We start from the raw sequence: 25,878 nt of genomic DNA, 5'->3' as shown, positions 1-25,878 counted from the left end.
AACTTCAGTCGGATATTGAAATATGCACATCAGCTCGTGCGTTCGACCCCTGCGATCTACGGCCACAGCGTCGTTTTGACAGGGACTCCCGTCCATCAGCCCAAAGTGAATATGCCCAAGCAAAAACGTATAGCCATCATCGGTGCCGGCCCGTCCGGTCTCGCCCTTCTTCGCGCCTTCCAGTCCGCCCGGGACAAGGGAGCCGATATCCCCGACATCGTCTGTTTCGAAAAGCAGAAGGACTGGGGAGGCATGTGGAACTATACTTGGCGCACCGGCATAGATGAAAACGGCGAGCCGGTTCACGGCAGTATGTACCGGTATCTGTGGTCGAACGGTCCCAAGGAGTGCCTTGAGTTCGCCGACTACACCTTCGACGAACATTTCAAGAAGACGATCTCTTCCTATCCGCCCCGTGAAGTCCTGTGGGACTATATTCAGGGCCGCGTAAAGAAGGCGAATATACGCCAGTACATTCGCTTCAACACCGCGGTAAAAGATGTGGCTTTCGATAAGGCGTCCGGCCTGTTCACCGTCACGACCAAGGATTATTCGGCAGGTCGCCGCACAAGCGAAACATTCGACCATGTGATCGTTGCGACCGGCCACTTCTCGACGCCTAACGCTCCATCCTATCCGGGTTTTGATCTGTTCCCCGGCCGGATTCTGCACGCTCACGACTTCCGCGACGCAACGGAGTTCACGGGCAAGGATGTGCTACTGATCGGCTCCAGCTATTCCGCCGAAGACATCGGCTCACAGTGCTATAAATACGGCGCGAAGTCGGTCACCACCAGCTACCGTAGCCAGCCTATGGGCTATGACTGGCCCGCTGGATGGAAAGAGAAGCCCTGCCTGACGCATGTTGATGGAAAGGTCGCCTACTTCAGTGACGGTTCGCGCCGCGAAGTCGACGCCATCATTCTGTGCACCGGCTACAAGCACCACTTCCCCTTCTTGCCGGACGAACTGCGCCTGAAGACCAGCAATCGCCTGTGGCCGCTAAACTTGTATGAAGGCGTGGCCTTCACGCCGAACCCCAAGCTGTTCTATCTGGGGATGCAGGATCTCTGGTACAGCTTCAACATGTTCGACGCACAGGCCTGGCTGACGCGCGACATCATCATGGACCGCATCCCGCTGCCATCGCGCGCCAAGATGGAAGACGCCAACGACCACTGGCGTGAAAAGGAAGTCGCAATCCGCACCGATGCGGAGGCCTTTGAGTATCAGGGCAACTATATCAAACGCCTGATCGCCCAGACCGACTATCCCCATCTTGATATCGACAACATCAACAAGATCTTCCTGCAGTGGAAGAAGGACAAGAAGGCCGACATCATGGGCTATCGCGATAAATGCTATCGCTCGGTCCTGACCGGCACGCTAGCGGCACGTCACCATGTGCCGTGGATGAAGGCGTTCGATGACTCGCTCGAAGCCTACATGCGCCCGCCCTCAAACCGGCCCCAGACTGCGCGCGCCTGATGTCAAAGCCTCCTTCCGGCTCCCAAAGCAGGAAGGAGGCCCTTATCCCGACTGTCGATTTAGGGCTCTACAGCCGCGATAAGGGGCGCTAAGGGCTGTATGTCCTTCCCCGATCAGTCGAGTTTAAAGCCGCCATGTCCGCAACCAGCTTTGATACCCACGTCACCCATTTTACCGATGGTGAATGGGCCGGATGGGGGCGCTGGAGCATGGATGTGCCGTTCGAACAGCATGCAGGCCCGTTCTATATCCGTCGCCATGAAGACGGCGACGCGATGGGCGGCTTTATCCCGCAGGATCATAACTGCCGTCACGGCGGCACCGTCCATGGAGGATCGCTGCTGACCTTTGCCGACTTCTCGCTGTTCGTGATTGCCGCCGAAGCACTGGCCGGTCAGGACGGCGTGACAGTATCGCTGAACAGCGAGTTCCTCAGCCCCGCCCTGCCCCACAAGCGCCTGACCTCGCGTGGCAAGGTGACCAAGGCGGGCAAGCGCATGATCTTCGTGCAAGGCCAGATGGAACAGGAAGGCCATCCCGTTCTGGCCTTTTCGGGCATTATTGCGGTGATTCAGCCAAAGGGTTGAGCTGCCTCAGACAGACATTCAGTGACCCGCACCACTTAACCACATCCAGACAAAACCGGTTAAAACCAGAGGTAGCAGCCCCCAAAGGCAAGCCTTGCGCATATGGCCATTGGAGAGGTCTTTGAAGGCCAGCCAACCTGGTGCAGGAAAAACGATCAAGGCCAGCACACAAAGCATAAGATCGACACCACCACCGGTGGATGCGAACAAAACCGCCGCCGGTAAGCCGATCACAACAGCCATGACAGCAAGAAAACCAGCCACCAAGGCACTGATTACAGCGGGCAGCTTGAACCAGTCATCAAGGGTTCTCGATTTGGAAAAGAAACCTGCGCTCATGCGGATGCCCCTGCTCTTTTGAAACCTTAAGCCAGACAGCGAACAAGGCAATGCCGACATGCTAGCCATCTCGCTAAATAACGCAGCCGAAAGCAGGGTAATCATGCGGGTGGCAAACATCCCGCCACGACAAACAGTGATGGAACGGCGATAAACAGCCCCCTCATGATCAGGACCATCCACCAAGCCTGAGGCGTCGTAGCCCGGGAGCGATCAACGCTGAACAGATCGATTAAAGTGGCTCGCCCCAAGATTTCATACGGGCGCCCCATCTGGTTGGGCTTGATGCGAAAAATCGGGTGCAGACTTACGAAAGCGCAAACGACAAATGCCAACACGCAAATGCCGGACAGCCTTATCAGCCAGTCTGAAAGTGTCTGCATGGCTCTCCCCTAATCCCGACGTATCTCTCGCCTGAATCCTCGGCTAAAAGAAGCCCATGTCCCTTCCCTTGCTTCCTAACCGCGATTGCGGTGGCTGTGTCGAGTGCTGCCGTTATATCCCGCTGGACTTGCCCGAACTGGCCAAGCCGACGGGGCAGTTGTGCCATTATTGCGTGGATGGGTCGGGGTGTGCGGTGCATGCGATCCGGCCGCAGACGTGTCGTGTGTGGTTCTGTCTGTGGCGGGCAGTAGAGTTGTCGGGCGACTGGCGACCCGACCATAGCGGCGTCATCATCCGCCCCGATGGCGTGCAGGAGGGTGTGATCACCCTTTATGTGGTGCGGCCATCCGAGTTTCTGGCCAGCGAGGACTTCTTTGCCACCGTGGGGCAATGGATAGCCGAGGGCATCCAGATCGCCCTGTCGGTGCCGGGGCCAGAGGGGACCTATCCGGTGCGATCCATCATCACTGACTGGCTGCGCCCTGCCATCGAGGAAGGCGATATGGCCGATTTCGTCGAGCGGTTACTGGCGGCATTGGAAAAGCTTGCAGAGGGTCCGTTCCAGCCTGATGGCGTAACCGCACGATATGCGGTGGCATAAACGGCCAAGCCTTCCTATCTGAACGCTATGTCTATCGCCCGTCTGAACAGCCGCGCCGTTATCCGCATCGAAGGCCCCGATGCCCGCCACTTCCTGCACAATCTGCTGACGCAGAATGTCGAGACCATCGAGGACGGCGAGCTTCGTTTCGGGGCGCTGTTGACCCCGCAGGGGCGCCTGATGGTGGATATAATGGTGTGGGCAAAGGATAATGCCCTGTGGCTGGATGTGCCGGTGGCGGCGCGTGATGCACTGGTCCAGCGTCTGTCCATGTACAAGCTGCGCCTGAATGTGACGGTCAGTGCCACGGACGATGCCGTCTTCGTGGCGTGGGGCGAGCAGCCGGAAGGCTTTGTTGCCGATCCTCGCCTTGAAGGGCTGGGCTTCCGTGCCATTGATTTTACGGGTGAAACCACGGCGTCGGAAGATGACTGGCACACACACCGCATGGCCAAGGGTGTGGCCGAGGCGGCGATGGATACGCCGCAGGACAAGACCTATCCCATCGAAGCAAACCTTGACCTGACCAACGGCATCGACTTCCACAAGGGATGCTTCATCGGTCAGGAAACCACCTCGCGCATGAAACGTCGTGGCACCATCAAGAACCGTATCCTGCCCTTTAGATTTGAAGGCGAAGCGCCTGCGATCGGCACCGAGGTTCTGAACGGTGAACGTCGTGCGGGTGAAGTGACAGGTGTACTTGGACAACAGGGCATGGCCCTGATGCGGCTGGACCGCATGGACGGGGAACTGACGGTCGATGGCCGTGCGGTGGTGGTGAACCGTCCCGACTGGGTGCCTGCGTTCGAGGCGTAAAATTCCCTCTTCGTCATGCCCCGACTTGATCGGGGAACCCAGCGGCACCGCAGGTGATCTTTACGGCATCCGCATTGCCCCGCCTTTTGGCTGCTACGCGCCGTCCTTCGGGTCGCGCTATAGCGCGCCGCGGGATCCCTCGATCTGCGCCGCTATGCGGCTTGTCGGAGGATGACGGATGATGCGCCAACATTAAAAATTGGAAAGCTCGCTTGTCGCGTTGTAAATGTTGCTTGACATAAACTCGACCTCGAGAGTAAAGCTAACTTGTCAACAAGACAGGGAGGCTTGTCATGAACATCGAAACCAAAACCACCGCTTCTAAAAAACACATGGATGCCCTGACCGTCGGGCTTTGCACCCTGACTGTGGTCGGTGCCGGTACCACCGCCGCCATGCCCTTCTGGCCCCAGCAACTGGGCACTGCGCCGTCGATCGGCGTGGTTATTCTGGCCACCGGACTGGCCGTTTTCCTCGCCCTGCACACCTATTACTGGTGGCGCGATCTGGATGAAGCCGCACAGGAAGCCCACAAATGGGCGTGGTGGTGGGGCGGCAATATCGGCTTCATCGTCGGTATCGCCGGCTTTATCGGAGCGGCACTGGCCGGTGTTGATATCCTGCCCGCCCGCATCCCGCACACCGATGCGGCCCTGATCGCCGCAGGCTTCATCGCCGCCTTTGCCGCCCAAGCTGTCGGTTACGGTATCGCATGGTGCGGCTGGTGGATCGCCCGCCGATGACCAGCGAATTCACCAACCCTCTCAAGGTTTTCCGCGCCGAGCGCAACTGGACCCAGACCGATCTGGCCGACCAGCTGGGCGTCAGCCGCCAAACCATCCAGGCACTGGAAAAGGGTCGCTATGACCCGTCCCTTCCCCTGGCCTTTCGTATCTCGCGCCTTCTGAACCAACCCATCGAAGCGATCTTCATCGCCTGATCAATCCAATCCTGAAAGGACCACCCCTATGTTTAAAATCGCATCCAACGCAGTCCACATCGTCTCCAGCCTCGGCATGGGCCTGTCCGGTGGCTTGCTGATCGGCCTGATGGCCAAGATGCTGCTGGGCTAAACCCACGACCTACGCTTAAGACTTCGGCCCTTAAGGCCCCCCCTTCGCTGCGCGTCTCGCGGCCTCCAACATCCCTTTAAAATACGGAAAATATGCAATGACCCTCGCCAACCGCATGGGCCAGTCGGCCAACTGTGTCTCGCGTTTCGCCTTCGGTATGCTGGGCGCTCTGGCCCTCAGCACAGCCATCCTGATCGCGCCGTCGGCCAAGGCCGAGGAGGCTGCCCTCGCCGCTCCGGCACCTGTTGCAAAAGCCGAAGGTTCAGGCCCGCCGCTGTGGGTGCTGCGTGATGCGGACTCAACCATCTATCTGTACGGCACCGTCCACCTGCTGCGCCCCGGCACGGCATGGGGCTCGGCCAAGGTGGACGCCGCCTTCGACAGCGCCTCGGAAGTCTGGGTCGAGATCGCCAATCAGGACGACCAGTCCGCCGTCATGCCGGTGATCCAGCAGCATGGCATGGACCCGACACGCCCCCTGTCCACCATCCTCAAGCCTGAAGACTTTGCCGCCTTTGATGCTCTGGCCAAGGCCAACGGGGCCAGCGGCGCGGCACTGGATGCCTACCGTCCGTGGCTGGCGGCCTTTGCCGTATCGATGAACGGCCCGATGCAGGCCGGATACCGTTCCGAAGCCGGTGTGGACAAGACGCTGATGGACCGCGCCCGCAACAGCGGCAAGACCCTGCGCGGGTTTGAAACCGCCGACATTCAGGTGCGCCACATCGCCGGAATGAGCGAGGAAGGTCAGGTTGCCTATCTGAACCACTTTGTCCGCAACCACGACGGCATCGTGGCTAATCTGGACCAGACGGTTGCTGCATGGATCAAGGGCGATGTGGCCGAGGTGGGCCGCCTGTCACGCTATAATACCGGCGATGTCCATGCCGATGTGCACAACGCTGCCCTGATCGTGCGTAATGCCGACTGGACGCGCCAGATCGAGGAGATGATGCGTGGATCGGGCACCGCCTTTGTCGCTGTGGGGGCCGCGCACCTGATGGACAATGACAGCGTGATCGACATGCTTGAGGCCAAGGGCTTTACGGTCGAACGCCTGTAAGAAACCTTTGCGAAAATAGTATAGGCCCGTTGGCAACAGCGGGCCCTTTCTGCTTGCTCAATCAGAACATTCAGGCAACATCGTCCTATGACCGAATCCGAAAAAGCCGAAGGCCGTTGCGGCTGGTGTGGCACCACAGATGCCCTCTATGTCGACTATCACGACACCGAATGGGGCGTGCCGGAATATGATGCCCGCGCCCTGTGGGAAAAGCTGGTGCTGGACGGCATGCAGGCGGGGCTGGCGTGGATTACCATCTTGAGGAAACGCGACGGTATCCGCGCCGCCTTTGACGGTTTCGATCCCGACAAGATCGCCGCCTATACGGATGCGGATGTCGAGCGCCTGTTGGGCGATACCCGCATTATCCGCTCGCGCGCCAAGATCGTCGCCACCATAGAGAGCGCCCGCCTGTTCATCCAGATGCGCGACAGCGGCGAGGATTTCACCGCGTGGATATGGTCCTTCGTCGGCGGCACCCCGATCCAGAACCAATGGGGCGACTATCGCGAAGCTCCGACCCAGACCGAACAAAGTCAGGCCCTGTCCAAGGCCCTGAAGAAGCGCGGCTTCAAGTTCGTCGGGCCGGTGATTGTGTATGCCTTCATGCAGGCCGTCGGCATGGTCAACGATCACCAGACGACCTGTTTCAGGCACAAGGAAACGGGCGGGGTTTGAGCCGAACGATGGAATGGCTGCGGCCAAGACCAGCTAGCGGATCAGATCGGCGTGCGGCATACCCGCCTTCATGACCGATACCCTCAAGACCAAGCGCACCAAGATCATCAAACCCCCATTGACGATGGACCTCGAAAACCATCTGGCGGCGGTGTGGAAGGGGTATGTGTGCGGGGTGGACGAGGCGGGGCGCGGGCCGTGGGCGGGGCCGGTGACGGCGGCGGCGGTGATCCTGAACCCTGATGATATTCCGGCGGGCCTAAATGACAGTAAGGCCCTGACCGAAAAGCGGCGCGAGGCGCTGATGCCTGTCATCAAGGAAAAGGCTTTGGCATGGGGCATTGGCCATGCCTCGGTCGAGGAGATCGACACCATCAACATCCTGAGGGCCACCGAGCTGGCCATGCAGAGGGCGGTGGCGGCGCTGGCGATACAGCCTGTCGGGGCGCTGATTGACGGGAATTACAAGTTCAACCTGCCGTGTCGGGTCGATACGGCTATAGGGGGCGACGGGCTTTCACTCTCGGTTGCGGCAGCGTCTATTCTGGCCAAGACGACGCGGGATCACTTGATGGTCGAACTGGACGGGCAGTATCCGCATTACGGCTTTGCTAGACATAAGGGCTATGGCTCTGCGGCTCACCGCGCGGCTCTGGCCGAACACGGCCCATGTGAGCACCATCGATCCTCCTATGCGCCAATCCGCGCCTTGCTGCCGATCAAGGCCTAGATAACCAAAAACGCCCCGCACAAAAGGCACAGGGTTCCTACCGCCACGGCACAGATGAAATAGGCGCTACGCACCTTGTCATCTTGCGGCCGGACAACGCCGCGTTCGATGGCGTCGTTTTCAGCCTCGTCCTCTTCGAAAATGTCCTGAAACACGTACAGAGACTGACGGGTTTTGTCAGCGCGGCACAGCTGCCGCCATTCGCTCGAATAGCGCGGGGGCCGGCCAAGGCGCTCGGCCATATGATACGCTTTGCTGGCTCGGCGGGCGTGTGCATCGCTGCCCGAGCCAATATGGGATACTGGGATTGTCATGCGGCTGTAACGATCACGCGGCAGTCCCGTTCCAAACGGTAACGCTACCAATACTTAAGTCAAAACAGCGTTGCTGTAATATTTTACACAATACCCGAAATATCTACCGGCTTTGCCGTTGCCACGAACAAGCGCTCGACATTGCGAAGCCTGCCAACAGCCCCCACTTTCTCGCCCTTCAGATTATGAATACCGATACGCGCACCGACATAGCGGGGCCTTGGTATCTCGATGACCTGTACATGACCACGGTTTTTAAGAAGTTTCTCCATATCTTCACGGTCCAGATAGCCCTCGTCATTGAAGCTGATGACAAGATTAGGAGACTGAAGACTGTCGATGACCGATTTCAGCGCGCTCTTGATCTTGGGCTTGGAGTTGAAATCGCTTTTGCGCTCGCGCACATCCACCCGTTTACGGGCTACGCCATAGGTTTCTGGCTTGTCCCACAGGACCAGACTTTCCCAGCAATGGTAGTTGGCCAGATAGGAGTGCTGATTATAGGGCGGGTCCAGATAGACCAGATCGGCCTCGATCATCGGGGCGATTTCCACTGCATCCGCGCGGGTAGCGATGCATGGGCCACCGGCAACCGAAGGCAAGATATCCGGCAGGCGCAATTGCAGCGGCTTCAGCGCACGCGGAGCCCACTGTTTCATATAGGCCATCTGTAGCCCCGCCGTGGAATCCACACGGTCGGCAGCCTCCATCAGCGCCACAATGACCACAGCCTTGAGTTCCGGTTCCATATCCATCCGCTCGATATGTTCGCGCATGGCGTCGATACGCGCGCCGTTATCGGGATGGAAGAAGCGGGCCTCTTGGCAAAAGGTTTGCGTGAACCATCCCGCTTCGGGCTTTATTTCGCGAAGTTCGGCCAGAATGATCTCGGCCTTGTCGGCCCAACGCTCGCGATCAGCCTGCACATAGGCAGTGGCCAAGGTATGGGCATAGGCATTGTGGTCATTGGACCAGACCTGAAAGCCCTGCTTTTTCAGCGAATGGCCGACGCGGGACGAGCCTGAAAACAGGTCACAGACACGCCCGCCTTCCGGCAGGATGCGTTGCACCACGCTTCCGACCTGCCCCAGCAGCGCCCTTTTGGACCCGATATACTTGATCATGCACCGTACCGACTCATGGCCCTATCGTAGCGCGTAAAGGATGGCACAGGTCAATTGGGCATAGCCCGCATGACCGCAGCTTATCCAGCGCGGGCCAGACGCAGCAGGTTTGCGGCCCCCGGTGCACCAAACGGTGTGCCTGCAAGGATCAGGATACGTTGTCCGGACTGGGCCAGACCGTGCTCCATTGCAGCCTCTACGGCATCGTCGGTCAGACCTTCCAGCGATTCCGGTTGGCGACCCAGACGGGGCTCCAAGCCCCAGACCAGCGCCAGACGACGCGCCGTATCAATATTGGGGGTCAGGGCCAGAACCGGTTGCAACGGACGTTCGCGCGACATGCGCCGCGCCGTGCTGCCGGTCGTGGTGTAAACCACCATACAGGCCGTCGAGGTCGCATCCGATGCCTTGCGGGCAGCCGCCACCAGCGCGTCCACGTCCTCGATCTCCATGCCGGCATGCTCGGCATCCATCAGGCCCGCCCACATCGGATCACGCTCTACGCGTTCCATGATGCGGCTCATAATCTGGACGGCCTCCAGCGGATAGGCCCCTGCGGCGGTTTCGGCCGACAACATCAGGGCATCGGCCCCTTCATAGACGGCATTGGCCACGTCGGACGCTTCGGCTCTCGTCGGAGCCGGTGCGGTGGTCATGGATTCCAGCATCTGGGTGGCGACGATGGCGGGCACGCCGCGCTGGCGGGCGGCACGCAGGATTTGCTTTTGTGCCACCGGCACATCCTCGGGGTGCATTTCCACACCCAGATCGCCACGCGCCACCATCACACCATCGCAATAATCCAGAATGGCTTCCAACGATTGCAAGGCCTGCGGCTTTTCGATCTTGGCAAGGCATGCGGCGCGACCATCGACGATGCGGCGCAGTTCGGCCATGTCCTCGGCCTTTTGCACGAAGCTGAGGGCCGCCCAGTCAACACCCAGACGCAGGGCAAAGTTCAGGTCTTCCCGATCCTTGGGCGTCAGGGCCGAGACGGGGATGATGCAATCCGGCACCGCCACACCCTTGCGGGTGGACAGGGCGCTGCCGCTGATGACCTCCACATCGGCATAATCGGGCGTGGCGTCCAGCACCTTGAGGCGCACGCGACCATCATCGATCAGCAAGCTCATCCCGGCGCGCAGGGCCGCAAAGATTTCGGGATGCGGCATCTGGACCCGCGTGGCATCGCCCGCTTCGGGCAGCAGGTCGAAGCGCATTTTGTGACCGGCAGAAACGGCAATTGCCCCTTCAGCAAATACGCCCAGACGCAGCTTCGGTCCTTGCAGATCGGCCAGCACGCCCAGAGGTCGCCCCGTAGCCTTTTCGGCATCGCGCACAGCCTTCAGCGAACCGGCATGATCGTCATGAGTGCCGTGGCTGAAGTTCAAACGGAACACGTCTACGCCTGCCTGCGCCAAAGCCAGCACCTGTTCGGGGGAGCGGCTGGCTGGCCCCAGAGTGGCAACGATGCGGGTGTGGCGGGCACGGTTCATACAGATGTTTCCTCGGAGACGCACAACCACTCTAGCGGTGGTGTTGTTACCTTTGTGCCAACGAAAAGCCGCAGGCGCTATGGCACCTGCGGCTTACGAAACAAGAGTTTATTGCCGCTCTATTCTTTGGCCTACTCTACCGGGCAGGGCGGGCTTTCACCCAGACCGAGATCCATGCAGCGGCCATCCAGTTTCGGTGTTTCGACCCCGATGATGTTGGCGATGGTCGGGGCGATGTCGATGGTGCGCACCGGCATGAAGCGTTCCTGACTTTCGGCATTCGGCGTCCAGAAGATGATCGGCACGCGGCGGTCATAATCCCACGGCTGGCCATGGCTGGACAGGTTGGAGCCCAGACGGCCACCGGTGGACTTGCCGGGTGCCAGAACAATCATCAGGTCCGCCGACACATCCTTGACCGCCGACAGACGCAAGCGCTCGGGCACGGTCAGGTTTTCCGGATACAGGCTGTCCGGCACAGGCTGGGACAGGATGTCGTCTATAAAGCCGACGTAGAACAGATCACCCTTGCCGCTCAGCATCTCGACGGCAGCATGTGCGATCTGGGTACGCATCGGCTCGGCCATGGTGCGCTTTTGGGCGTCGGTAATGCGCATACCAGAGGCACCACGGTTCAGCGGATCAAAGTCCAGACCGAACTGTTCACGCAGCGCGATATTGGCCGCCGGAATGGCCGACAGGTCGGCACGGCCCGCAAAGGGGAAGCCGCGCGCGGCGGTGCGCTCATTGGTGTCCGAACCACCATGGTCGGCGGTCAGGGACAGGATCACGCCGCCTTCGACCTTGTCCAGTTCGGCAAGGAAAGCCCCCAGCGCGGTGTCCAGACGCATGATCTGTTCGCACTGTTCACGGCCTTGGGTGCCGAAGGTATGGCCGATGATGTCGGTTCCCGACAGGGACACGCCCAGCATGTCCACCTTGCCGCCCTGCCCCAGACGCTGTGACTGCAACAGATAGGTGGCGGCGCGCAGGGTCTCCTCGTCATATTTCGGCGAGGCCGAGAAAGAGGTGCGGTAAGGCGGGATGGACGAAACAAAACGGCCATCCACCACATCGACATCGGCCGAAATGGCGTTGCACACCGCATAGGCACCGGTCCACAGACCGTCCTTCTCGATGTCCGGATAGGCCATGTTGAACTGGGCCACAGGGGCCAGACGCTCGGTGGCGGTTTCACCCGGACGGACATAGGTGGTCAGGCCAAAACCGTCGGTGAACCAGAAGGCACGGCCATGATGGCCCGCCAGATTCATTGCGCCGCGATCCTTGCCCGAAACAGCGAAGACGCGGCTATCGGGGCTTTGTGCCACCAGCCAGTCACCGACAGTATCGACCTTTAAAAGCTCGGTACCGACATTGCCGTTATCGGTGACCTTGCCATGAGCCAATGTATTGACCTCGGACGCCATGCAATAGCGCCCCTCGCCGGTGTCGCCATTGACGCTGTAGTTCACGCTGATACCCGTGTGGGTCGGGTGCATGCCCGTCAGCACGGTCGAATGACCAGGGCAGGTTTCAGTGACGCCGTGGGTCTGGAAGCCGTTGGCGTGCACCAGACCTTCATCCAAAAGGCGCTTGAAGCCACCGGTGAAATGGCTGCGATACTGGTTGAACAGATTGGCGCTGAGTTGATCCACGACTACGGTCACGACCAGATGCGGCCCATCCTCGCGCACATCGTCGGCCAGTGCCGGAGATACCGAAGCCAGGGCCAGAGCCGCAGAGGCCGCCCCCACCAGAAGTCGTTTAAACAGCATAACCCACCGTGTCCGCTAAAACGGGAAACTAATATGCTCGGGCTTATCTGCGCCCGATGACAGAAACACAACAACCCGCATTAGCGAGACCATTTGCCTCGCCCTGACAGGTTGTCGGTCAGAAGAATGGTGCGAGCGGCGGGAATCGAACCCGCATGACCGAAGTCGACAGATTTTAAGTCTGTTGCGTCTACCAATTTCGCCACGCTCGCAGCGCCACCCCCGAACCGATTCAGTTCGACGTGGTAGAAGCCGTGTTTGCCGCAGCTATGGCCCTAAAGTCCACCTCTGAATCAGCAATCAGTTTCACCAGCGCCACCCATGCAGCCACGTTCTGGCGCATCTGTGCCGGATCGATCTTGTCGAAGGTGTCATCGGCCGTGTGGTGCAGGTCAAAATAGCGGGTGGCGTCCTGACTGAGACCGAACACCGGAACACCGTTGCGGGCCAGCGGCGCAATGTCCACGCCGCCGAAACGCTCTTCGCCACCGGCAACAATACCCAGCGGTGCCAGCACAGCCAGAGCTTTTTGGGCAAAGTCGCTGTTCTGCGTGCCGGGCGGCAGGCCCAGATCATAGATGTTGTCAGCCCCCAGATCGGATTCACCGGCGATGATGTGCTTTTCGATCTCTGCGCCGATATTGCGGACATAGGCCCCGCCGCCATTACCGTGATCGGTCGGCTGGGCGACTTCTTCGGCACCATACAGCACCACACGGATGGTGCGGGCGGGACGACCGACATCGGCAATGATCTTGGCGGTTGCCAGCGTGATACCGCCGCCTGCCGCGTCATCAATGGCACCGGTGCCCAGATCCCAGCTGTCCATGTGCGAGCCCAGCACGATCACCTCGTCGGGGCGGGTGGCACCACGGATTTCGCCGATGACGTTCTGGCTGTGGGTTTCATAGGTGCTGGCCGAGGAGAACAGCTTCATGCGGATCGGCTGGCCGGTGGCAACCAGACGCGCCACCTGATCGGCATCGGGGGCCGACAGGGCAAAGGACGGCAGCGGCACAGCGCCATCATGATAGCCCGTGGTGCCGGTGTGCGGCATGCGGTGGTGATCGGAACCGGCCGAGCGCATGACAAAGGCCACGGCCCCGCGATCCTTAGCCGCCTTGGGACCTTGCGAACGGACACGCGATAGCGGGCCATAGCCCGAGCCGTCACGGGTGCGCGGCATCTGGCCTGCATCCACAACGGCAATCTTGCCGTTCAGCAAACCGGCAGGCGCGGCATTCAGCGCATCAAGGCTGGTGAAGTGGACGATCTCCGCCTCGATCCCTTCGGCGGGCGTGGCAATCGAATGGCCAAGGGCGGCGGCGGACAGTTTTTGTGCGCCGACACCGACGATCTCGACGCTTTCGGCACCACGGTTCCAGCCGACCAGCGGGAAGGTCTCAACGCGGACATTTTCAAAACCGTGGGCGCTCATCCAGTCGGCAGCCCATGCCGCAGCGGCGTGGTCGGTATCGGCACCTGCCGGACGCGGCCCGAACAGGGTCGTCACGTCGCGGGTATATTCATAGGCAATATTGTCGTTGAGGGCCTGATCTCGCAGGGTTTCTGCTGCGGCAATAGTCGCGGCATCCTGTGCCAGCGCCGGAGTGCTGAAAAGGCCAAGCGCAAACACGCCCGCCAACAGACCCGATTTGAACGACATCACTTCCCCCTGCGATCACTGAAAGCAGGGAACCTAGCGGGCCAAGGGTGCGACAGGAAGTCACAATTCCTCAGCCCGCCTAGAGTTTTTCGCGCGACTTACTCGCCCTTCAGGAAAGGCTCGACTTCGCCTTGCAGCTTGATGGTCAGGGCCTTGCCGCGACGGTCAACGCGATTGCCGACAGCCAGACGCACCCAGCCTTCGGACACACAGTATTCTTCGACGTTGGTCTTTTCTTCGCCCTTGAAGCGGATGCCGATGCCTTTCATCAGCAGTTCGGCATTGTGGTACGGGCTGTCGGGATCAACCGACAGGCGGTCGGGCAGAACGTCAGACATGACGGGCATCCTTGGGGAAGCTTGAAAATGATGGCGCTGAATAGCCGCTGTCGGGCCTTATGCCAACAGATCAGGCAGCAGCAGCCGCTGCAGGGGTCGCAGCCGGTGCCGCTGTCGCAGGCTTGACCGGACGCACAGGCTCTCCGGCGGCGGCCGAAGCACGCTCTACCATCGGTTTGGTTTCAAAACGTTTGGCCATTTTTTCGGTCAGTTCGCGGGCGGCGGCAGGCGGCATTTGGGCCATGATGGCGGCCAGGGTACGCGGGCGCATGGCCTGTGCCACCGGAAGACGCACATCATCATTCAGTGACACGAATACCGCAGCCGCTTCACGCGGACGCATGGCTGAATAGACGGCGACCAGACGGTCGTTCTCCGCCTTTTCCTGTTCGTCCATCTGGCCCATCAGACCGCTGATCTCGCCCTTGAGGGCTTCCAGCGCCTTGAGCTTGGCATCCAGCTTTTGCTCGGCAGCCAGCATTAACGGCAAGGTAGTGGCGAAATCGGCATCCCGCGCATCCAGCGCCTCGCGGCGCTTGGACAGAGACTGGATGATCCGCAGTTCGGCAGGCGAGATACCCGCCTGCTGGGCCAGTTGTTCAGGTGTCAGAGCGCAGACAGCGGGTGGCGCGGCGGTTGTAGCCACCACCTCGGTCGCGCTGTCCTCGGCAGAGGCCGCGCCTTCCTGCGCCCAGGCCACCGCGCCGGTAAACAGTTCCGGCGCCACACCCGCTGCACGCACGGCAACGACGCCGCCAATGGCGACGGCAATCAGAGGCAGAAGACGGGGCAGCTTGCTCATGGCAGTGACCGAAACAGAGGATGAAGAAACAGACGCTTACTCGCTTGGGCCTATCCCCTCAAGAAGTATGGCACCGCTTGCCATACGTTAGGGGGACTAAAACGCCCTCAAGAAGTTCGACACCGCGTGTCGAACGTTAGGGCACTTAAAACCCTATCCCCTCAAGCAGCGCGGCTCCGCGAGCCTCGCGTTAGGGCCCTTAAAAATCAAACCGCGAACATATCCTCGTCGAGACTACGACGGGCACGGCTAAGAGATTGTTGAGCCGCTTGGTTAGCGGCCAGAGCCTGAAGCATACCCGTCAGGCCATTTTCTTTGATGGTTTCAGCCTTGGGCGCAGGCGGAGGCACGGCAGCATTGGCCGTTTCAATACGCTGCATCAGGCTGGCCATACGGCGGGCGCGTTCGTTCTCGTCATTGATCAGGGCCATGGTCGAAACCAGTTCTAGCGGCTCTTCCTCGGATGCCGGACGGGTGACAACAGCGGCGGCAGCCTTCTGCGCTTCCACCTTGGGCGCGCGGATAATCAGGGCTTCCAGTTCCTGTTTGACAGCGCGGGCCTTAAGAATGCGGTCATGCAGCAGATCGGTTTCCGCCCCCGAAGCGCGCAGGGTTGCCAGCGCCTGTTCGGCGCGACCGGCAGCATTGTTCAGTTCCTTGACCGCACCGGCAAAGGCCAGTTGTCCTTCACGCAAGGCTTTCAGCTTGCGTTCCAGTTTCACACCATAGGCGATGGCCGCGATCAGCAGCACCATCAGCGTGCCGTCCAGAATTACACCCGTCACCAGTTCTGCCTCCCGGCGACGCGCATGGCCGCCTCTGTTGAAATCGGTGCCTCGACGCGCACCGCAACGTGTTGACCGCGACGGCCCATCTTGCCGACGGTCAGATTGACCGTGCCCGCCTTGACCGTGACATCGGATTCCGGCGTCGCGTTCAGCATCAGTGTGTCGCCGACCTTGAGGTCGAGAACCTTGGACAGCGGCATCTGCTGTTCATCCAGAACGCAGCGCACCTCTGTATCCGTGGTCCAGAGTTCGGTGGCCAAGTGGCCTTCCCAGATATTGTCGCGCCCGAACTTCTCGCCCATGAACTGCTGCAACAGCATTTTGCGGATGGGCTCGAGCGTCGAATACGGCAGCAGCAGTTCGACGCGACCGCCTCGGTCTTCCATGTCGATACGCAGCTTGACCAGAATGGCCGCATTGGCGGGACGCGCAATCGCAGCAAAGCGCGGATTGGTTTCCAGACGGTCCAGATTGAAATGCACCGGCGTCAGGGGTTCAAACGCCTGACGGGCATCATTGAGGATGACCTCGACCATGCGCTGCACCAGTGCGCGCTCGATGGTCGTGTAGGGACGGCCCTCGATCCGCAGGGCTGCGGTGCCGCGACGGCCACCTAGCAGAACATCCACGATCGAATAAATCAGGTTACTGTCGACCGTCAGCAGACCATAATTATCCAACTCCTCGGCGCGGAACACCGCCAGAATGGCCGGGAGCGGGATCGAGTTCAGATAGTCTCCGAAACGGATCGACGAGATGGTGTCCAGAGAGACTTCGACGTTGTCAGAGGTAAAGTTGCGAAGGCTGGTCGTCATCAAGCGCACAAGGCGGTCGAAGACGATTTCGAGCATCGGCAGACGCTCATAGGAGACCAGTGCCGAGTTGATAATGGCGCGAATGCCGCTGCGTTCGTCGCCCGAGCCGTCATCCATGTCGAAGCCCAGAAGGCTGTCGATCTCATCCTGATTGAGGACGCGTTCGGACGCTCCGGCATCGCTGCCGAAGGGATCATTTTCCATGGCGTCGAACGTATCGCTCATGGCTATTGCACCAGCATTTCTTCGATCAGAACGGCATCCACCTTTCCCGGTGCCGCCACCAGATTGATACGGCGCAACAACTCGGCTCGTAACTGATACGAACCGGCAGAACCGGCCAGATCATCGGGACGCAGTTCGCGTAGGAAACTTTGCAGCATGTCGTTCAGACGCGGGGCCTCGGCCTGAAGACGCGAGGCCACCGCTGCGTCCTTCATTTCCAACGTCAGCTTGAGCTTGAGATAGGTCGTGCGTCCTTCCGGCGACTGGATGTTCACGATCAAGTCGGGCAGCGTATAGAAGGTTACACCATCTGGACCGGCAGCAATCGTACCCGCCGCAGCGCCTGCGGGGGCTTCGCCCTCCTTGCCGTGGCCGCCCTCTTTCTTGTCGTCTTTTTTGGCCGCGTGCGCGTCGGCCGGTTGCTCGGCCTGGGGGCTTTTGGGCTTCAACAGCATAAAGGCCGCGCCACCACCGATGGCAGCCACCAGCACAGCGGCACCGATGATGATGACCAGCAGGGGCGGCTTCTTCTTGGCTGGAGCTTCGGACGTATCGACATCCTGCACGGTCTCGCCTTCGACCACGGCCGGAACAGCGTTCTCGTCCTTCTTCTTGCCCAGCTTCAGTTTCAGCATGCGGAATGACCCCAACCTACAGCACAGCTGTGTGGGGGCATTTTGGTTAACAAGCCATTAACCATGAGGCAAATCCTGCCGGGCGTTTTTCACGACAATAACCTAAAGCACTGAAATCATTGAATTCGGCTGTTTGGCACGACTGTTGCGAATACGAACAGCGAAGGAGCCCATGCTTTGGAAAACGCCGCCTATATCGGATTGTCCCGCCAGATGACGCTACGCCGCGAACTCGACATCGTGGCCAACAACATCGCCAATTCCGACACCAACGGTTTCAAGGTCGAGCAGATGCTGGTCGGCACCGAGATCGGCCAGCGGGCCCGCAACCACGCCGTGCGCCCCTCGGCCAGCTTTGTGCTGGACAAAGGTGTGGGCCGAGATTTCGGTCAGGCTGCGCTGAAGCAGACGGGCCGCGATCTTGATTTCGGGATCGAAGGCGAAGGCGTTTTCTTCACCATCAACACCCCCACCGGCCCCGCCTATACCCGCGACGGATCGTTCACCATGGACGCCGAAGGCCGCATGACCACGCAGGACGGTTTGCCCGTCCAGACCGATGCGGGCGAACTGATCGTCAATCCGGAACTGGGCCCGATCACCGTCGCACAGGACGGCACTATCACGCAGGACGGCGAGATTGTCGGCCGCCTCAGCGTGGTGCGTTTCGAGGAGCTGTCGGTACTCGAAAAGGGTGGCGACAACCTCTATCGCAACACGTCCAACGCCCAGCCCATCGAGGCCGCAGACGCGCAGGTGCGTCAGGGCATGCTGGAAGGCTCCAACGTCAACACCCTGATCGAGATCACCAATCTGGTCGAGATCAACCGTGCCTATGAGCGGATTACCCGCATGATCGAAAACACCAACGACCTCAGCCGCCGCGCCGTCGAGCGACTGGGCAAGGTTTCCTAAGGAAGGTCTGAGCAATGCGCGCACTCCGTACCGCCGCCTCGGGCATGGCCGCCCAGCAGTTGAACGTCGAGGTCATCTCGAACAATATCGCCAACATGAACACCGTTGGCTACAAGCGCCAACGGGCTGAATTTCAGGACCTTCTGTACCAGAACGTCGAGCGCATGGGCGCACAGTCGTCCACGCAGGGCACGGTCGTTCCCACTGGCATCCAGATCGGTATGGGCGTGAAGGCCGGTGCGGTTTACCGCATCACCGCACAGGGCACCCCTACCCAGAGCGGCAACGATTTCGACATTGCCATCAACGGCAAGGGCTATTTCCAGATCACCCTGCCATCAGGCGAAACCGCTTATACCCGCGCCGGTAATTTCGCCGTCAATGCCGAGGGCCAGTTAGTGTCCAAGGACGGCTATCTGGTCGAGCCCGCCATCACCATTCCCGAGAATACGGTCGATATCTCGATCTCGCGTTCGGGTCAGGTGCAGGTGGCCCTCGACGGCGAGCCGGAACCGCAGATCGTGGGCCAGTTGGAAATCGCCAGCTTCATGAACGAGGCGGGCCTTGAGGCCATCGGCGATAACCTGTTGCTGGAAACCGCAGCCTCGGGCGCGCCCAATGTCGGCATTCCCGACGAGGTCGGTTTTGGCCATCTGCTGCACCGTTACACCGAGGCCTCGAACGTGGATTCCGTATCGGAAATCACCTCGCTGATCGTGGCCCAGCGGGCCTACGAGATGAACTCCAAGGTCATCACCACCGCCGATGAGATGCTGTCTGTCTCGGCCCAGTTGAAGAACTAAGGGAGGGCGCTGAACCATGAAACGCCTTCTGAAAACAGCCACGATCCTGATGGGGGCCAGCGCCCTTGCCGTCTCGGCCTTTGCCATGGACGCGCAGGCCCAGACCCGCGCCGTCAATCTGATCCCCTCGCCTACCGATGCAGACGGCCTGATCACTCTGGGCGAGCTGTTCGAGGGGGCCGGTGCGGCCTCGGGTGTCGTAGTCGGTCGCCGTGCCGGTCCCAGCGCCGTTCTGGATGCCGCACAGGTGCAGGTTGCCGCCCGTCGCGCCGGACTGAACTGGGCCAATGCCGAGGGTATCCGCCGCATCATAGTGCGCGCGGGTGCGCCCATCGCGGCCCCTGCGTCTATGGCGTCTGCGGCCTCTACATCGGCTCGTCCCAATGCTGTAGCCGGTGCCACGGTCGAGGCCCTGATCTTTACCCGCAGCCTGTCCACCGGCGAGGTCGTTCAGGCCGAAGACGTGATGTGGACACAGGTTCAGGCCCACCTGGCCCCCGCCGCAGGACCGCAGGACGCCGCCGAGATTATCGGCCTGTCTGCCCGTCGCCCCTTGCGCGCCGGTCAGCCCGTCAATATCCGCGATCTGGCCGCACCGCAGGTGATCGCCCGCAACGACATGGTCGAGGTCCTCTACCAGGACAACGGTATCGAGTTGACCATTACCGGCCGTGCCCAGCGCAATGCCACGCAGGGCGACACGGTCAGCATCCTGAATCTGCAATCCAACCGCACCATCGAGGCTGTGGCCGTGGCCCCCGGCCGCGCCATTGCCGGACCGGCTGCGCAAATGATGCGCACCGCCTCCACCCGTTCCAATCCGTACGCCGCTCGCTGAGCCAGAAAGACGTCATGACCATGCGCAAGATTCTGATCCTCGCTGCCGCCTGCCTTCCCCTTGCTGCCTGCTCGACCGCTATGGAGGCCGTCAAAGGTCCCGAACTGGCCCCGATGGTTTACCCGTCGGCACTGGTGCCCAGCCAGCAGGCCTATCTGCCCGAAGCCACCCCCGCCAGCGCCAACAGCCTGTGGCGCACCGGTGCGCGCAGCTTCTTCGGTGACCAGCGCGCCCGTCGCGTCGGCGACATCCTGACCGTCAATATCGACATCAACGACCGCGCACAGACCCAGAACACCACCAACCGTCAGCGCAGCAACAGTGCGTCCGGCGGGGTCAGCAACTTCTTCGGTTTTGAAAGCAGCCTCGGCAAGCTGTTCCCCGGCGGTTTTGATCCGGCCAATATGATTGGCACCGAAGGCGAGGTTTCGGCCAATGGTTCGGGCAGTGTGAACCGCTCGGAGCGCGTAAACCTGACGGTGGCGGCCATTATTACCGCCGTCATGCCCAACGGAAATCTGGTTATTCAGGGCCGTCAGGAGGTTCGCACCAATCGCGAAGTGCGTGAACTGACGGTCGCCGGCATTGTTCGTCCCGAGGACATTTCCAGCGCCAATACCATCGCCCACACCCAGATTGCCGAGGCTCGCATCTCGTATGGCGGTCGCGGCGACATCAGCCGCATGCAGTCCACACCTGCGGCCCAGTCACTTGTAGAGCGTTTCAGCCCGTTCTGACGCCTGCGGCCCTCTTTGGGCCGATTAAAACAGACATCTGCGGCGGCAAGCCAGGTAAAACTTGCCGCCCGTTGTCATGCCTGAAGGATACCGGCATTTTTTTCCGCAACCGCATTTCACCCGTACCCTTGAGCGACAACAGTTGCCAAACAGACCGCTGATGCGTCAGGATCACTCTCTTGCACAGTCAAACGGAGCGAGCATGACGCACGACCGGAGACGACAATCGGGACGACCGCAGGGCCAGCTTTGGCAAAGCCACCCTGTCACGCTCCTGAATATGATGGCGGGCCTGATACTGCTCGGCCTTGCCCCAGCTGCCTATGCCCAGAACGCCCCTATGCCGCCCGCACGTCCCGCGAACAGCACAGTCGCGCCGCAATGGGTCTGGACCCTGTATGCCGACGGCGAGCCCATTGTTCTGGCTCAGGAAATCCCCGACACACCGCAACTCAAAACCACACTGGAATGCGAACCACGCAGCGGACGCGTGCGCCTGTCGCTTTATGATGCAGCCGATATGGGCAATGGTCCGGTAGTACTGCATTCCGGTCCTCAGAGTGTCACCAGCGAAATGCAGACCGTGCGGCGACGTCTGTCCACATCCCTGCCCGCCGATCATCCAGTTTTCATAGCATTTTTGGGCAATGGCGAGATGAAACTCGTGCGCGAGGATATGGTCAAAACCATTATGGTCGGACCGCAAAACCTGCCACTGCTGCGCCGCTTTGCCCAAGCCTGCGCGGGTTGATCGCGCCCTTTAAAACCATTTTCACCCGAGCCATTTCTACATGACACGCCCGTTTTTTGCTGCCCCTGCCCTGCCCTTCATGTCTCGTCGCGTTCCGGCGCTTGCGGCCTGTGCCGGTTTGGCCCTGCTGACCGCCTGTGCCAGCCTGCCATCGCCCTCGAACATGGCCCCAAATATGGCCCTACCCGCCGCCGCTCCCGCGCCAATGGACGATTATGACTGGCATTTCGAGCGCCAGCCGCAGACGGTTCAACTGGCCTATGGCGTGGCCAATTCGGACGATATTCCATTGGGCTTTTCCTGCCGTCCCGGCTCGAACCAGATCGTGATGACGACCCCTACTCTGGATGCCAAGACCAAGACCATCACTCTTGGTACCAGCGAGGTCAGCCAGACCTATACTGCCCGTCAGGAAGCGGCGGAGATGTTCGACGGCTATCTGCTGCATGCCCAGACCACGGCCAGCGACCCCGTATTGGTCAGCTTTGCCAAGCTGGGCTGGCTGGTGATCGCTCATGAAGGCCGATGGGCAGGCCTGTCGCCCCAGCGCGGCACTAAAATCCCGGGGCACGACTTCCTCGCCGCCTGCCGCTAAGACTGCGGCACGATCCATCACTTTGTACGGAATATTATGTTTTTAAAACGTATTTTCGGCGCGTTACAGCCGACCTATCTTATCCGCGCCTATGTAATCAGTGCCGTCTTCATGACGATGATGGTGTGGTTGGTTCTGTATCCGGCCAAGGGTGAACCTCTGACGATCGACCGGATTGCCCCCTTGATGATCTTTGGCACCGGGGCACTGTTATTTCCGTTTTCCAAACTGGTCTGGGACGAGATCAAGCGCGTGATGATGGGAGGCAATGTGTTCTTCCTGCCCATCATCTTCTTGCTGCCGCTCAAGCTGCTGGTAAACTATATGTTGTGGGGCTTTTCGATCTTTATCGCGCCGCTTGGCATGGCCTATCTGTGGCTGCGCTCGCGCCAGAGCGCCTAAAGACCCAACTCCAGACGGGCCTTTTTCGTCAGGCCCGCCGCCACCAATTCGTGCGAACGGGCGATCAGGTCCGACAGTTCCTGATCGTCCCAGCCCGTCACATCGTCCGTATAGGCCCAGCCCCCGCGCGGCAGATAGGGGGCACGACGCATGACGCCCAGTTCCGTCAGGGCCGCATAGGCAACCTCGGACAGTTTGATCGACAGGCCGCCATCATCGCCGAGAATGGCGAAGATCTTGCCGCCGACCTTGAAGGTCTGACTGTCGGGACCAAAGGGGCGCTCGACACTTACCCCCTTCAGCGTAAGGCAGAAGACTTCAACCTGTCCGTGCTGCATGGCGCGCCCCGTTCCTATGCCTCTGCCTGAATGCCAAGGCCGATCGGGCACACCACGCCGGTGCCGCCGATTCCGCAATATCCAGCCGGATTCTTGGCCAGATAGCCCTGATGATAGTCCTCGGCATAATAGAATTCCGGCGCTTCCAGAATCTCGGACGTAATCTCGCCGCGCCCCGATTCATTCAGCGCCGCCTGATAGGCCGCCTTAGACGCCAGCGCCGCATCGCGCTGAGCTTCATCGGCATAATAGATAGCCGAGCGATACTGGGTGCCGATGTCATTACCCTGACGCATGCCCTGCGTCGGATCATGGTTTTCCCAGAACACCTTCAGCAATTCGCCATAGGTGATCTGTGCGGGATCAAACACCACCTGCACCACTTCGGTATGGCCCGTCTTGCCCGTGCAGACCTCTTCATAGGTCGGATTGGGCGTTATCCCGCCCGCATAACCGGCCGCCGTCGAATAGACACCGCCCAGTTTCCAGAACACGCGCTCTACGCCCCAGAAACAGCCCATGCCAAAGGTGGCTACCTCCAGACCTTGCGGCCACGGCCCCTTAAGCGGCGTGCCCAGCACGAAATGGGTCGTATCGGTCGCCAAAGCCTCGGCACGGCCCGCCAGAGCTGTATCAGCGCTCGGCAAGGTGTCGGTATTTTTCAATAACATGCGCGTTCCAGTCACTTTGGCTACAAACTTTGTCAGAATATCATATGGGGGCAACAACGGCGCTTGCCCATCCCGCCCGGATGATTTATCAGCCCCCTTCTCGCTGGACCGCTCCCAGCGAATCTACTCCGGACGCATCCGGACGCTTAGTGGATTAGGACAGGTGGCCGAGTGGTTGAAGGCGCACGCCTGGAACGCGTGTATAGGGGCAACTCTATCGAGGGTTCGAATCCCTCTCTGTCCGCCACACTGTTACAAGCTCTTGATCTGAAAGAGTTTGTCGTAAAATCAGTCACTTACAATCGTTAGGGGCCGAATGTCTGCTACACTCGATACGGAGAATGTAGGCATGATGACTGGCCTAATCAGGCGGAGCGGACGGTATTCCACGCGTCGCGTGATCCCTCTCGATTTAAAAGCAGCTTATGGCGGCAAACGAGAAATCGTTAAAGCGCTAGGCACCGCCGACCCCGCTGAGGCCAAGCGCCTCCACGCCCTCATGTGGGCATCGCTCGATCATGAGTTTGCAGAACGCCGCGCACAGCTAAATGCAGATGCCGCACCTGCATCTCCCGCTCCAAAAGGACCTACGGCAATAGACGTAGATGCCTACGCCGCTATCGTCTTGAATGCGTACCGCAGGAAGCGTGAACAGTATGCAGCGGATAACAAACTCGACCTGTTCAAAACCGAAGCGGACGATCAACTCGAGGTGTGCAAATCAGTACTCGAGGGCGGGGAAGATTTCGGCATGACACTTGCCGCGGCTGAGGGCATGCGTATCGGTATCAATGCCGCCCTGACTGGTGAGGGTGCCGCCGCATTAGGCAGCCTTCAACGAACGCAAAGCTTTGCGCCAGCGCCACCAATCGACCAGCAAACCCCTCCCCTCTACCTCAATGATGTCATTTCCAAATGGCAAGCTGAACGCAAACCAAAACCGCGAACGGTGAGAGACCTCACGCGGTCCATCAAAAGGCTCGAAGCTCAGATAGGCAAACTGCCGATCCAAAGCATAACCAAGCAGCATATGATCGCTTTTAAAGATGCACTGCTTGAAAGCGGAACGTCTGCGGCCAACATTAATGTCATCATCCCATTTCTTGGAACGCTGTTTAACTACGCTTGCGACAACGGGATCATTTCGGCAAATCCTGCCAAGGGCGTTAAAGTCTTAAATAAACAGAAAGCCAAGGATAAGCGTAGATCATTCAGCGCTGAGGAACTGTCAGCTCTTTTTGCTGGTCCAGTTCATACACAGGCTTTGAGGCCAGCTGCTGGAGGTGGATCAGCCGCTTACTGGCTTCCACTACTAGCTCTTTATACTGGCGCACGACAAACGGAACTCGGACAACTACATCCAGACGACGTTTACGAAGAGACCTATATGGACGCCAGCGGTAACAAGCTATCCGCTTGGGTAGTTCGTTTCGTCGACAATCCAGAGCGCGGACAGTTCGTTAAAACAGAAGGTAGCGAACGTCGCATCCCTATTCACCGCGACCTTATTACGCTCGGATTTCTTGAAGTCGCTGCCGAGGCAAAGCGCAGCAATCGTGCGCGTATCTTCAACGATATTAAGCCTAATGCCGAAGGCGAGCTAATGGGCAACTGGTCTAAATGGTTCAGCCGCTATTTGCGCGGCACTTGCGGCGTCACAGACCGTAAGGTTGTCTTTCATTCGTTCCGCCACAGCTTCAAAGACTACTGCCGAGCCCTCAATATCGATAGCGCTGTGAACAATGCACTCACTGGTCATGAGAGCGGAGATGTAGCTGATGACTATGGTAGCACAGACTACCCACTAGCTCCCCTCGTAGAAGCTATAAACAAGTTTACAATACCTGAGTTTCGCTTACCTCCTCAACCTTAATAATACCTGCTTATATAGACAACTTTATCATAAGCTTTTGTAATACTAACTAAGTTTAATATCTTATTATTATAACTATTACCTACTGTGACAGATGGAACTACATTCAGATAGCTCTCTGCCTCTATAGGTCTCTCCTGCTTATGGGTAACAAATCAAAACGCCTTGGCCGAAGCCCCTTACAGATAAGGTCGCTCACAAACTGGGCTTAA

The 25,878-nt window shown here is 59.6% G+C and carries 31 protein-coding genes and 2 tRNA genes; 18 read left to right on the top strand and 15 right to left on the bottom strand.

Annotated elements, in window-relative coordinates:
- The first annotated feature begins 111 nt into the window (after positions 1 to 111).
- Both WEU32_RS04365 and WEU32_RS04360 read left to right on the top strand, forming a co-directional pair.
- Positions 112 to 1,488, top strand: a complete 1,377-nt coding sequence (locus WEU32_RS04365) for a flavin-containing monooxygenase (RefSeq protein WP_406853010.1) — start codon at positions 112 to 114, stop codon at positions 1,486 to 1,488.
- Between the two features lie 134 nt (positions 1,489 to 1,622).
- Positions 1,623 to 2,075, top strand: a complete 453-nt coding sequence (locus WEU32_RS04360; protein WP_406853009.1) for a PaaI family thioesterase — start codon at positions 1,623 to 1,625, stop codon at positions 2,073 to 2,075.
- A gap of 18 nt (positions 2,076 to 2,093) precedes the next feature.
- Here WEU32_RS04360 and WEU32_RS04355 read toward each other — a convergent pair whose 3' ends face one another.
- Together WEU32_RS04355 and WEU32_RS04350 are read right to left on the bottom strand one after the other, a co-directional pair.
- A complete protein-coding gene (locus tag WEU32_RS04355; RefSeq protein WP_406853008.1) occupies positions 2,094 to 2,534 on the bottom strand; it encodes a hypothetical protein in 441 nt (146 codons plus the stop codon).
- Complete coding sequence (locus WEU32_RS04350) at positions 2,516 to 2,797, bottom strand: hypothetical protein (RefSeq protein ID WP_406853007.1); 282 nt, start codon at positions 2,795 to 2,797, stop codon at positions 2,516 to 2,518. The genes WEU32_RS04355 and WEU32_RS04350 overlap by 19 nt, the downstream gene beginning before the upstream one ends.
- A gap of 56 nt (positions 2,798 to 2,853) precedes the next feature.
- Here WEU32_RS04350 and WEU32_RS04345 point away from each other — a divergent pair, with 56 nt between their 5' ends.
- The 7 genes from WEU32_RS04345 to WEU32_RS04315 all read left to right on the top strand — a co-directional run bounded on the left by WEU32_RS04345 (position 2,854) and on the right by WEU32_RS04315 (position 7,762).
- Positions 2,854 to 3,399, top strand: a complete 546-nt coding sequence (locus WEU32_RS04345; RefSeq protein ID WP_406853006.1) for a hypothetical protein — start codon at positions 2,854 to 2,856, stop codon at positions 3,397 to 3,399.
- Between the two features lie 27 nt (positions 3,400 to 3,426).
- Entirely contained in the window at positions 3,427 to 4,218 is a 792-nt protein-coding gene (locus WEU32_RS04340; RefSeq protein ID WP_406853005.1) for a YgfZ/GcvT domain-containing protein, read from the top strand.
- Positions 4,219 to 4,511: 293 nt separating this feature from the next.
- A complete protein-coding gene (locus WEU32_RS04335; protein WP_406853004.1) occupies positions 4,512 to 4,961 on the top strand; it encodes a hypothetical protein in 450 nt (149 codons plus the stop codon).
- The gene (locus WEU32_RS04330; RefSeq protein WP_406853003.1) at positions 4,958 to 5,158 is read left to right on the top strand and encodes a helix-turn-helix transcriptional regulator; all 201 of its coding nucleotides are present in this window, start codon (positions 4,958 to 4,960) and stop codon (positions 5,156 to 5,158) included. Before WEU32_RS04335 ends, WEU32_RS04330 begins: the two co-directional genes overlap by 4 nt.
- Before the next feature lie 230 nt (positions 5,159 to 5,388).
- On the top strand, positions 5,389 to 6,354 hold the full coding sequence (locus tag WEU32_RS04325; RefSeq protein WP_406853002.1) for a TraB/GumN family protein: 966 nt from the start codon (positions 5,389 to 5,391) through the stop codon (positions 6,352 to 6,354).
- Between the two features lie 87 nt (positions 6,355 to 6,441).
- Complete coding sequence (locus WEU32_RS04320; protein WP_406853001.1) at positions 6,442 to 7,032, top strand: DNA-3-methyladenine glycosylase I; 591 nt, start codon at positions 6,442 to 6,444, stop codon at positions 7,030 to 7,032.
- Positions 7,033 to 7,102: 70 nt separating this feature from the next.
- The gene (locus tag WEU32_RS04315) at positions 7,103 to 7,762 is read left to right on the top strand and encodes a ribonuclease HII (RefSeq protein WP_406853000.1); all 660 of its coding nucleotides are present in this window, start codon (positions 7,103 to 7,105) and stop codon (positions 7,760 to 7,762) included.
- Here WEU32_RS04315 and WEU32_RS04310 read toward each other — a convergent pair.
- The 11 genes from WEU32_RS04310 to WEU32_RS04260 form a co-directional block, all read right to left on the bottom strand.
- Entirely contained in the window at positions 7,759 to 8,004 is a 246-nt protein-coding gene (locus tag WEU32_RS04310; protein WP_312139366.1) for a hypothetical protein, read from the bottom strand. The two genes, WEU32_RS04315 and WEU32_RS04310, sit on opposite strands and share 4 nt — an antisense overlap.
- Before the next feature lie 155 nt (positions 8,005 to 8,159).
- The gene (locus WEU32_RS04305; RefSeq protein ID WP_406852999.1) at positions 8,160 to 9,200 is read right to left on the bottom strand and encodes a DNA adenine methylase; all 1,041 of its coding nucleotides are present in this window, start codon (positions 9,198 to 9,200) and stop codon (positions 8,160 to 8,162) included.
- An 80-nt stretch (positions 9,201 to 9,280) separates the two neighbouring features.
- Positions 9,281 to 10,696 (bottom strand): pyruvate kinase, encoded by a 1,416-nt coding sequence (gene pyk, locus WEU32_RS04300; protein ID WP_406852998.1) that lies wholly within the window; start codon positions 10,694 to 10,696, stop codon positions 9,281 to 9,283.
- 131 nt (positions 10,697 to 10,827) lie between these two features.
- Positions 10,828 to 12,474 (bottom strand): alkaline phosphatase family protein, encoded by a 1,647-nt coding sequence (locus WEU32_RS04295; RefSeq protein ID WP_406852997.1) that lies wholly within the window; start codon positions 12,472 to 12,474, stop codon positions 10,828 to 10,830.
- Positions 12,475 to 12,601: 127 nt separating this feature from the next.
- Positions 12,602 to 12,686 (bottom strand) — tRNA-Leu (locus WEU32_RS04290).
- Between the two features lie 20 nt (positions 12,687 to 12,706).
- On the bottom strand, positions 12,707 to 14,140 hold the full coding sequence (locus WEU32_RS04285; RefSeq protein WP_406852996.1) for a M28 family peptidase: 1,434 nt from the start codon (positions 14,138 to 14,140) through the stop codon (positions 12,707 to 12,709).
- A gap of 98 nt (positions 14,141 to 14,238) precedes the next feature.
- Entirely contained in the window at positions 14,239 to 14,478 is a 240-nt protein-coding gene (locus tag WEU32_RS04280; protein WP_312139448.1) for a DUF3297 family protein, read from the bottom strand.
- A gap of 70 nt (positions 14,479 to 14,548) precedes the next feature.
- Positions 14,549 to 15,280 carry a MotE family protein gene (locus tag WEU32_RS04275; protein ID WP_406852995.1) on the bottom strand — a complete coding sequence of 244 codons (732 nt, stop codon included), beginning with the start codon at positions 15,278 to 15,280 and terminating at the stop codon, positions 14,549 to 14,551.
- 206 nt (positions 15,281 to 15,486) lie between these two features.
- Positions 15,487 to 16,065 (bottom strand): DUF6468 domain-containing protein, encoded by a 579-nt coding sequence (locus WEU32_RS04270; protein WP_312139444.1) that lies wholly within the window; start codon positions 16,063 to 16,065, stop codon positions 15,487 to 15,489.
- A complete protein-coding gene (gene fliM / locus WEU32_RS04265) occupies positions 16,062 to 17,108 on the bottom strand; it encodes a flagellar motor switch protein FliM (protein ID WP_312139442.1) in 1,047 nt (348 codons plus the stop codon). Before fliM ends, WEU32_RS04270 begins: the two co-directional genes overlap by 4 nt.
- Positions 17,109 to 17,110: 2 nt before the next feature.
- On the bottom strand, positions 17,111 to 17,743 hold the full coding sequence (locus WEU32_RS04260) for a flagellar basal body-associated FliL family protein (protein ID WP_312815962.1): 633 nt from the start codon (positions 17,741 to 17,743) through the stop codon (positions 17,111 to 17,113).
- A 177-nt stretch (positions 17,744 to 17,920) separates the two neighbouring features.
- Here WEU32_RS04260 and flgF point away from each other — a divergent pair, with 177 nt between their 5' ends.
- The 7 genes from flgF (at position 17,921) to WEU32_RS04225 (ending at position 22,784) form a co-directional block, all read left to right on the top strand.
- Entirely contained in the window at positions 17,921 to 18,658 is a 738-nt protein-coding gene (flgF, locus tag WEU32_RS04255; protein WP_406852994.1) for a flagellar basal-body rod protein FlgF, read from the top strand.
- A 14-nt stretch (positions 18,659 to 18,672) separates the two neighbouring features.
- Positions 18,673 to 19,461 (top strand): flagellar basal-body rod protein FlgG, encoded by a 789-nt coding sequence (gene flgG / locus WEU32_RS04250; RefSeq protein ID WP_312139436.1) that lies wholly within the window; start codon positions 18,673 to 18,675, stop codon positions 19,459 to 19,461.
- Positions 19,462 to 19,477: 16 nt separating this feature from the next.
- A complete protein-coding gene (gene flgA / locus WEU32_RS04245; RefSeq protein WP_406852993.1) occupies positions 19,478 to 20,299 on the top strand; it encodes a flagellar basal body P-ring formation chaperone FlgA in 822 nt (273 codons plus the stop codon).
- Positions 20,300 to 20,319: 20 nt separating this feature from the next.
- Complete coding sequence (gene flgH, locus WEU32_RS04240) at positions 20,320 to 21,036, top strand: flagellar basal body L-ring protein FlgH (protein ID WP_312816004.1); 717 nt, start codon at positions 20,320 to 20,322, stop codon at positions 21,034 to 21,036.
- Positions 21,037 to 21,238: 202 nt separating this feature from the next.
- Complete coding sequence (locus WEU32_RS04235) at positions 21,239 to 21,787, top strand: hypothetical protein (RefSeq protein WP_406852992.1); 549 nt, start codon at positions 21,239 to 21,241, stop codon at positions 21,785 to 21,787.
- Between the two features lie 40 nt (positions 21,788 to 21,827).
- Positions 21,828 to 22,382, top strand: coding sequence for a hypothetical protein (locus tag WEU32_RS04230; protein WP_312815952.1), 555 nt, complete (start codon positions 21,828 to 21,830; stop codon positions 22,380 to 22,382).
- Positions 22,383 to 22,418: 36 nt separating this feature from the next.
- Positions 22,419 to 22,784: a hypothetical protein gene (locus WEU32_RS04225; RefSeq protein ID WP_406852991.1), complete on the top strand. Its 366-nt coding sequence runs from the start codon at positions 22,419 to 22,421 to the stop codon at positions 22,782 to 22,784.
- Here WEU32_RS04225 and WEU32_RS04220 read toward each other — a convergent pair.
- On the bottom strand, positions 22,781 to 23,122 hold the full coding sequence (locus WEU32_RS04220; protein ID WP_406852990.1) for an MmcQ/YjbR family DNA-binding protein: 342 nt from the start codon (positions 23,120 to 23,122) through the stop codon (positions 22,781 to 22,783). The two genes, WEU32_RS04225 and WEU32_RS04220, sit on opposite strands and share 4 nt — an antisense overlap.
- A 14-nt stretch (positions 23,123 to 23,136) precedes the next feature.
- The gene (msrA, locus tag WEU32_RS04215; protein WP_406852989.1) at positions 23,137 to 23,793 is read right to left on the bottom strand and encodes a peptide-methionine (S)-S-oxide reductase MsrA; all 657 of its coding nucleotides are present in this window, start codon (positions 23,791 to 23,793) and stop codon (positions 23,137 to 23,139) included.
- 157 nt (positions 23,794 to 23,950) lie between these two features.
- On the opposite strand from msrA, the gene WEU32_RS04210 reads away from it, so the two are divergent.
- Both WEU32_RS04210 and WEU32_RS04205 read left to right on the top strand, forming a co-directional pair.
- A tRNA-Ser gene (locus WEU32_RS04210) sits at positions 23,951 to 24,040 on the top strand.
- Between the two features lie 69 nt (positions 24,041 to 24,109).
- The gene (locus WEU32_RS04205; RefSeq protein WP_406852988.1) at positions 24,110 to 25,666 is read left to right on the top strand and encodes a DUF6538 domain-containing protein; all 1,557 of its coding nucleotides are present in this window, start codon (positions 24,110 to 24,112) and stop codon (positions 25,664 to 25,666) included.
- The last annotated feature ends 212 nt before the right edge of the window (positions 25,667 to 25,878 follow it).

Source organism: Brevundimonas sp. BH3 (genome assembly GCF_045345115.1).
Lineage (GTDB): Bacteria > Pseudomonadota > Alphaproteobacteria > Caulobacterales > Caulobacteraceae > Brevundimonas.
Note: the sequence above shows the minus strand (reverse complement) of the source record. Positions and strands in the feature narration are given on the sequence as shown.

What these genes read in the sequence shown, in the direction of transcription:
- pyk (WP_406852998.1), bottom strand. Translation starts at nt 10,696, where the DNA reads ATGAACCGTGCCCGCCACACCCGCATCGTTGCCACTCTGGGGCCAGCC.
- WEU32_RS04340 (WP_406853005.1), top strand. Translation starts at nt 3,427, where the DNA reads ATGTCTATCGCCCGTCTGAACAGCCGCGCCGTTATCCGCATCGAAGGC.
- WEU32_RS04325 (WP_406853002.1), top strand. Translation starts at nt 5,389, where the DNA reads ATGACCCTCGCCAACCGCATGGGCCAGTCGGCCAACTGTGTCTCGCGT.
- WEU32_RS04225 (WP_406852991.1), top strand. Translation starts at nt 22,419, where the DNA reads ATGTTTTTAAAACGTATTTTCGGCGCGTTACAGCCGACCTATCTTATC.
- WEU32_RS04205 (WP_406852988.1), top strand. Translation starts at nt 24,110, where the DNA reads ATGTCTGCTACACTCGATACGGAGAATGTAGGCATGATGACTGGCCTA.
- WEU32_RS04280 (WP_312139448.1), bottom strand. Translation starts at nt 14,478, where the DNA reads ATGTCTGACGTTCTGCCCGACCGCCTGTCGGTTGATCCCGACAGCCCG.
- flgG (WP_312139436.1), top strand. Translation starts at nt 18,673, where the DNA reads ATGCGCGCACTCCGTACCGCCGCCTCGGGCATGGCCGCCCAGCAGTTG.
- WEU32_RS04295 (WP_406852997.1), bottom strand. Translation starts at nt 12,474, where the DNA reads ATGCTGTTTAAACGACTTCTGGTGGGGGCGGCCTCTGCGGCTCTGGCC.
- WEU32_RS04305 (WP_406852999.1), bottom strand. Translation starts at nt 9,200, where the DNA reads ATGATCAAGTATATCGGGTCCAAAAGGGCGCTGCTGGGGCAGGTCGGA.
- WEU32_RS04310 (WP_312139366.1), bottom strand. Translation starts at nt 8,004, where the DNA reads ATGGCCGAGCGCCTTGGCCGGCCCCCGCGCTATTCGAGCGAATGGCGG.
- WEU32_RS04320 (WP_406853001.1), top strand. Translation starts at nt 6,442, where the DNA reads ATGACCGAATCCGAAAAAGCCGAAGGCCGTTGCGGCTGGTGTGGCACC.
- WEU32_RS04345 (WP_406853006.1), top strand. Translation starts at nt 2,854, where the DNA reads ATGTCCCTTCCCTTGCTTCCTAACCGCGATTGCGGTGGCTGTGTCGAG.
- WEU32_RS04315 (WP_406853000.1), top strand. Translation starts at nt 7,103, where the DNA reads ATGACCGATACCCTCAAGACCAAGCGCACCAAGATCATCAAACCCCCA.
- WEU32_RS04235 (WP_406852992.1), top strand. Translation starts at nt 21,239, where the DNA reads ATGACGCACGACCGGAGACGACAATCGGGACGACCGCAGGGCCAGCTT.
- WEU32_RS04230 (WP_312815952.1), top strand. Translation starts at nt 21,828, where the DNA reads ATGACACGCCCGTTTTTTGCTGCCCCTGCCCTGCCCTTCATGTCTCGT.
- flgA (WP_406852993.1), top strand. Translation starts at nt 19,478, where the DNA reads ATGAAACGCCTTCTGAAAACAGCCACGATCCTGATGGGGGCCAGCGCC.
- WEU32_RS04275 (WP_406852995.1), bottom strand. Translation starts at nt 15,280, where the DNA reads ATGAGCAAGCTGCCCCGTCTTCTGCCTCTGATTGCCGTCGCCATTGGC.
- WEU32_RS04220 (WP_406852990.1), bottom strand. Translation starts at nt 23,122, where the DNA reads ATGCAGCACGGACAGGTTGAAGTCTTCTGCCTTACGCTGAAGGGGGTA.
- WEU32_RS04355 (WP_406853008.1), bottom strand. Translation starts at nt 2,534, where the DNA reads ATGTTTGCCACCCGCATGATTACCCTGCTTTCGGCTGCGTTATTTAGC.
- WEU32_RS04330 (WP_406853003.1), top strand. Translation starts at nt 4,958, where the DNA reads ATGACCAGCGAATTCACCAACCCTCTCAAGGTTTTCCGCGCCGAGCGC.
- WEU32_RS04260 (WP_312815962.1), bottom strand. Translation starts at nt 17,743, where the DNA reads ATGCTGAAACTGAAGCTGGGCAAGAAGAAGGACGAGAACGCTGTTCCG.
- msrA (WP_406852989.1), bottom strand. Translation starts at nt 23,793, where the DNA reads ATGTTATTGAAAAATACCGACACCTTGCCGAGCGCTGATACAGCTCTG.
- WEU32_RS04360 (WP_406853009.1), top strand. Translation starts at nt 1,623, where the DNA reads ATGTCCGCAACCAGCTTTGATACCCACGTCACCCATTTTACCGATGGT.
- WEU32_RS04365 (WP_406853010.1), top strand. Translation starts at nt 112, where the DNA reads ATGCCCAAGCAAAAACGTATAGCCATCATCGGTGCCGGCCCGTCCGGT.
- WEU32_RS04350 (WP_406853007.1), bottom strand. Translation starts at nt 2,797, where the DNA reads ATGCAGACACTTTCAGACTGGCTGATAAGGCTGTCCGGCATTTGCGTG.
- WEU32_RS04335 (WP_406853004.1), top strand. Translation starts at nt 4,512, where the DNA reads ATGAACATCGAAACCAAAACCACCGCTTCTAAAAAACACATGGATGCC.
- WEU32_RS04285 (WP_406852996.1), bottom strand. Translation starts at nt 14,140, where the DNA reads ATGTCGTTCAAATCGGGTCTGTTGGCGGGCGTGTTTGCGCTTGGCCTT.
- fliM (WP_312139442.1), bottom strand. Translation starts at nt 17,108, where the DNA reads ATGAGCGATACGTTCGACGCCATGGAAAATGATCCCTTCGGCAGCGAT.
- flgH (WP_312816004.1), top strand. Translation starts at nt 20,320, where the DNA reads ATGCGCAAGATTCTGATCCTCGCTGCCGCCTGCCTTCCCCTTGCTGCC.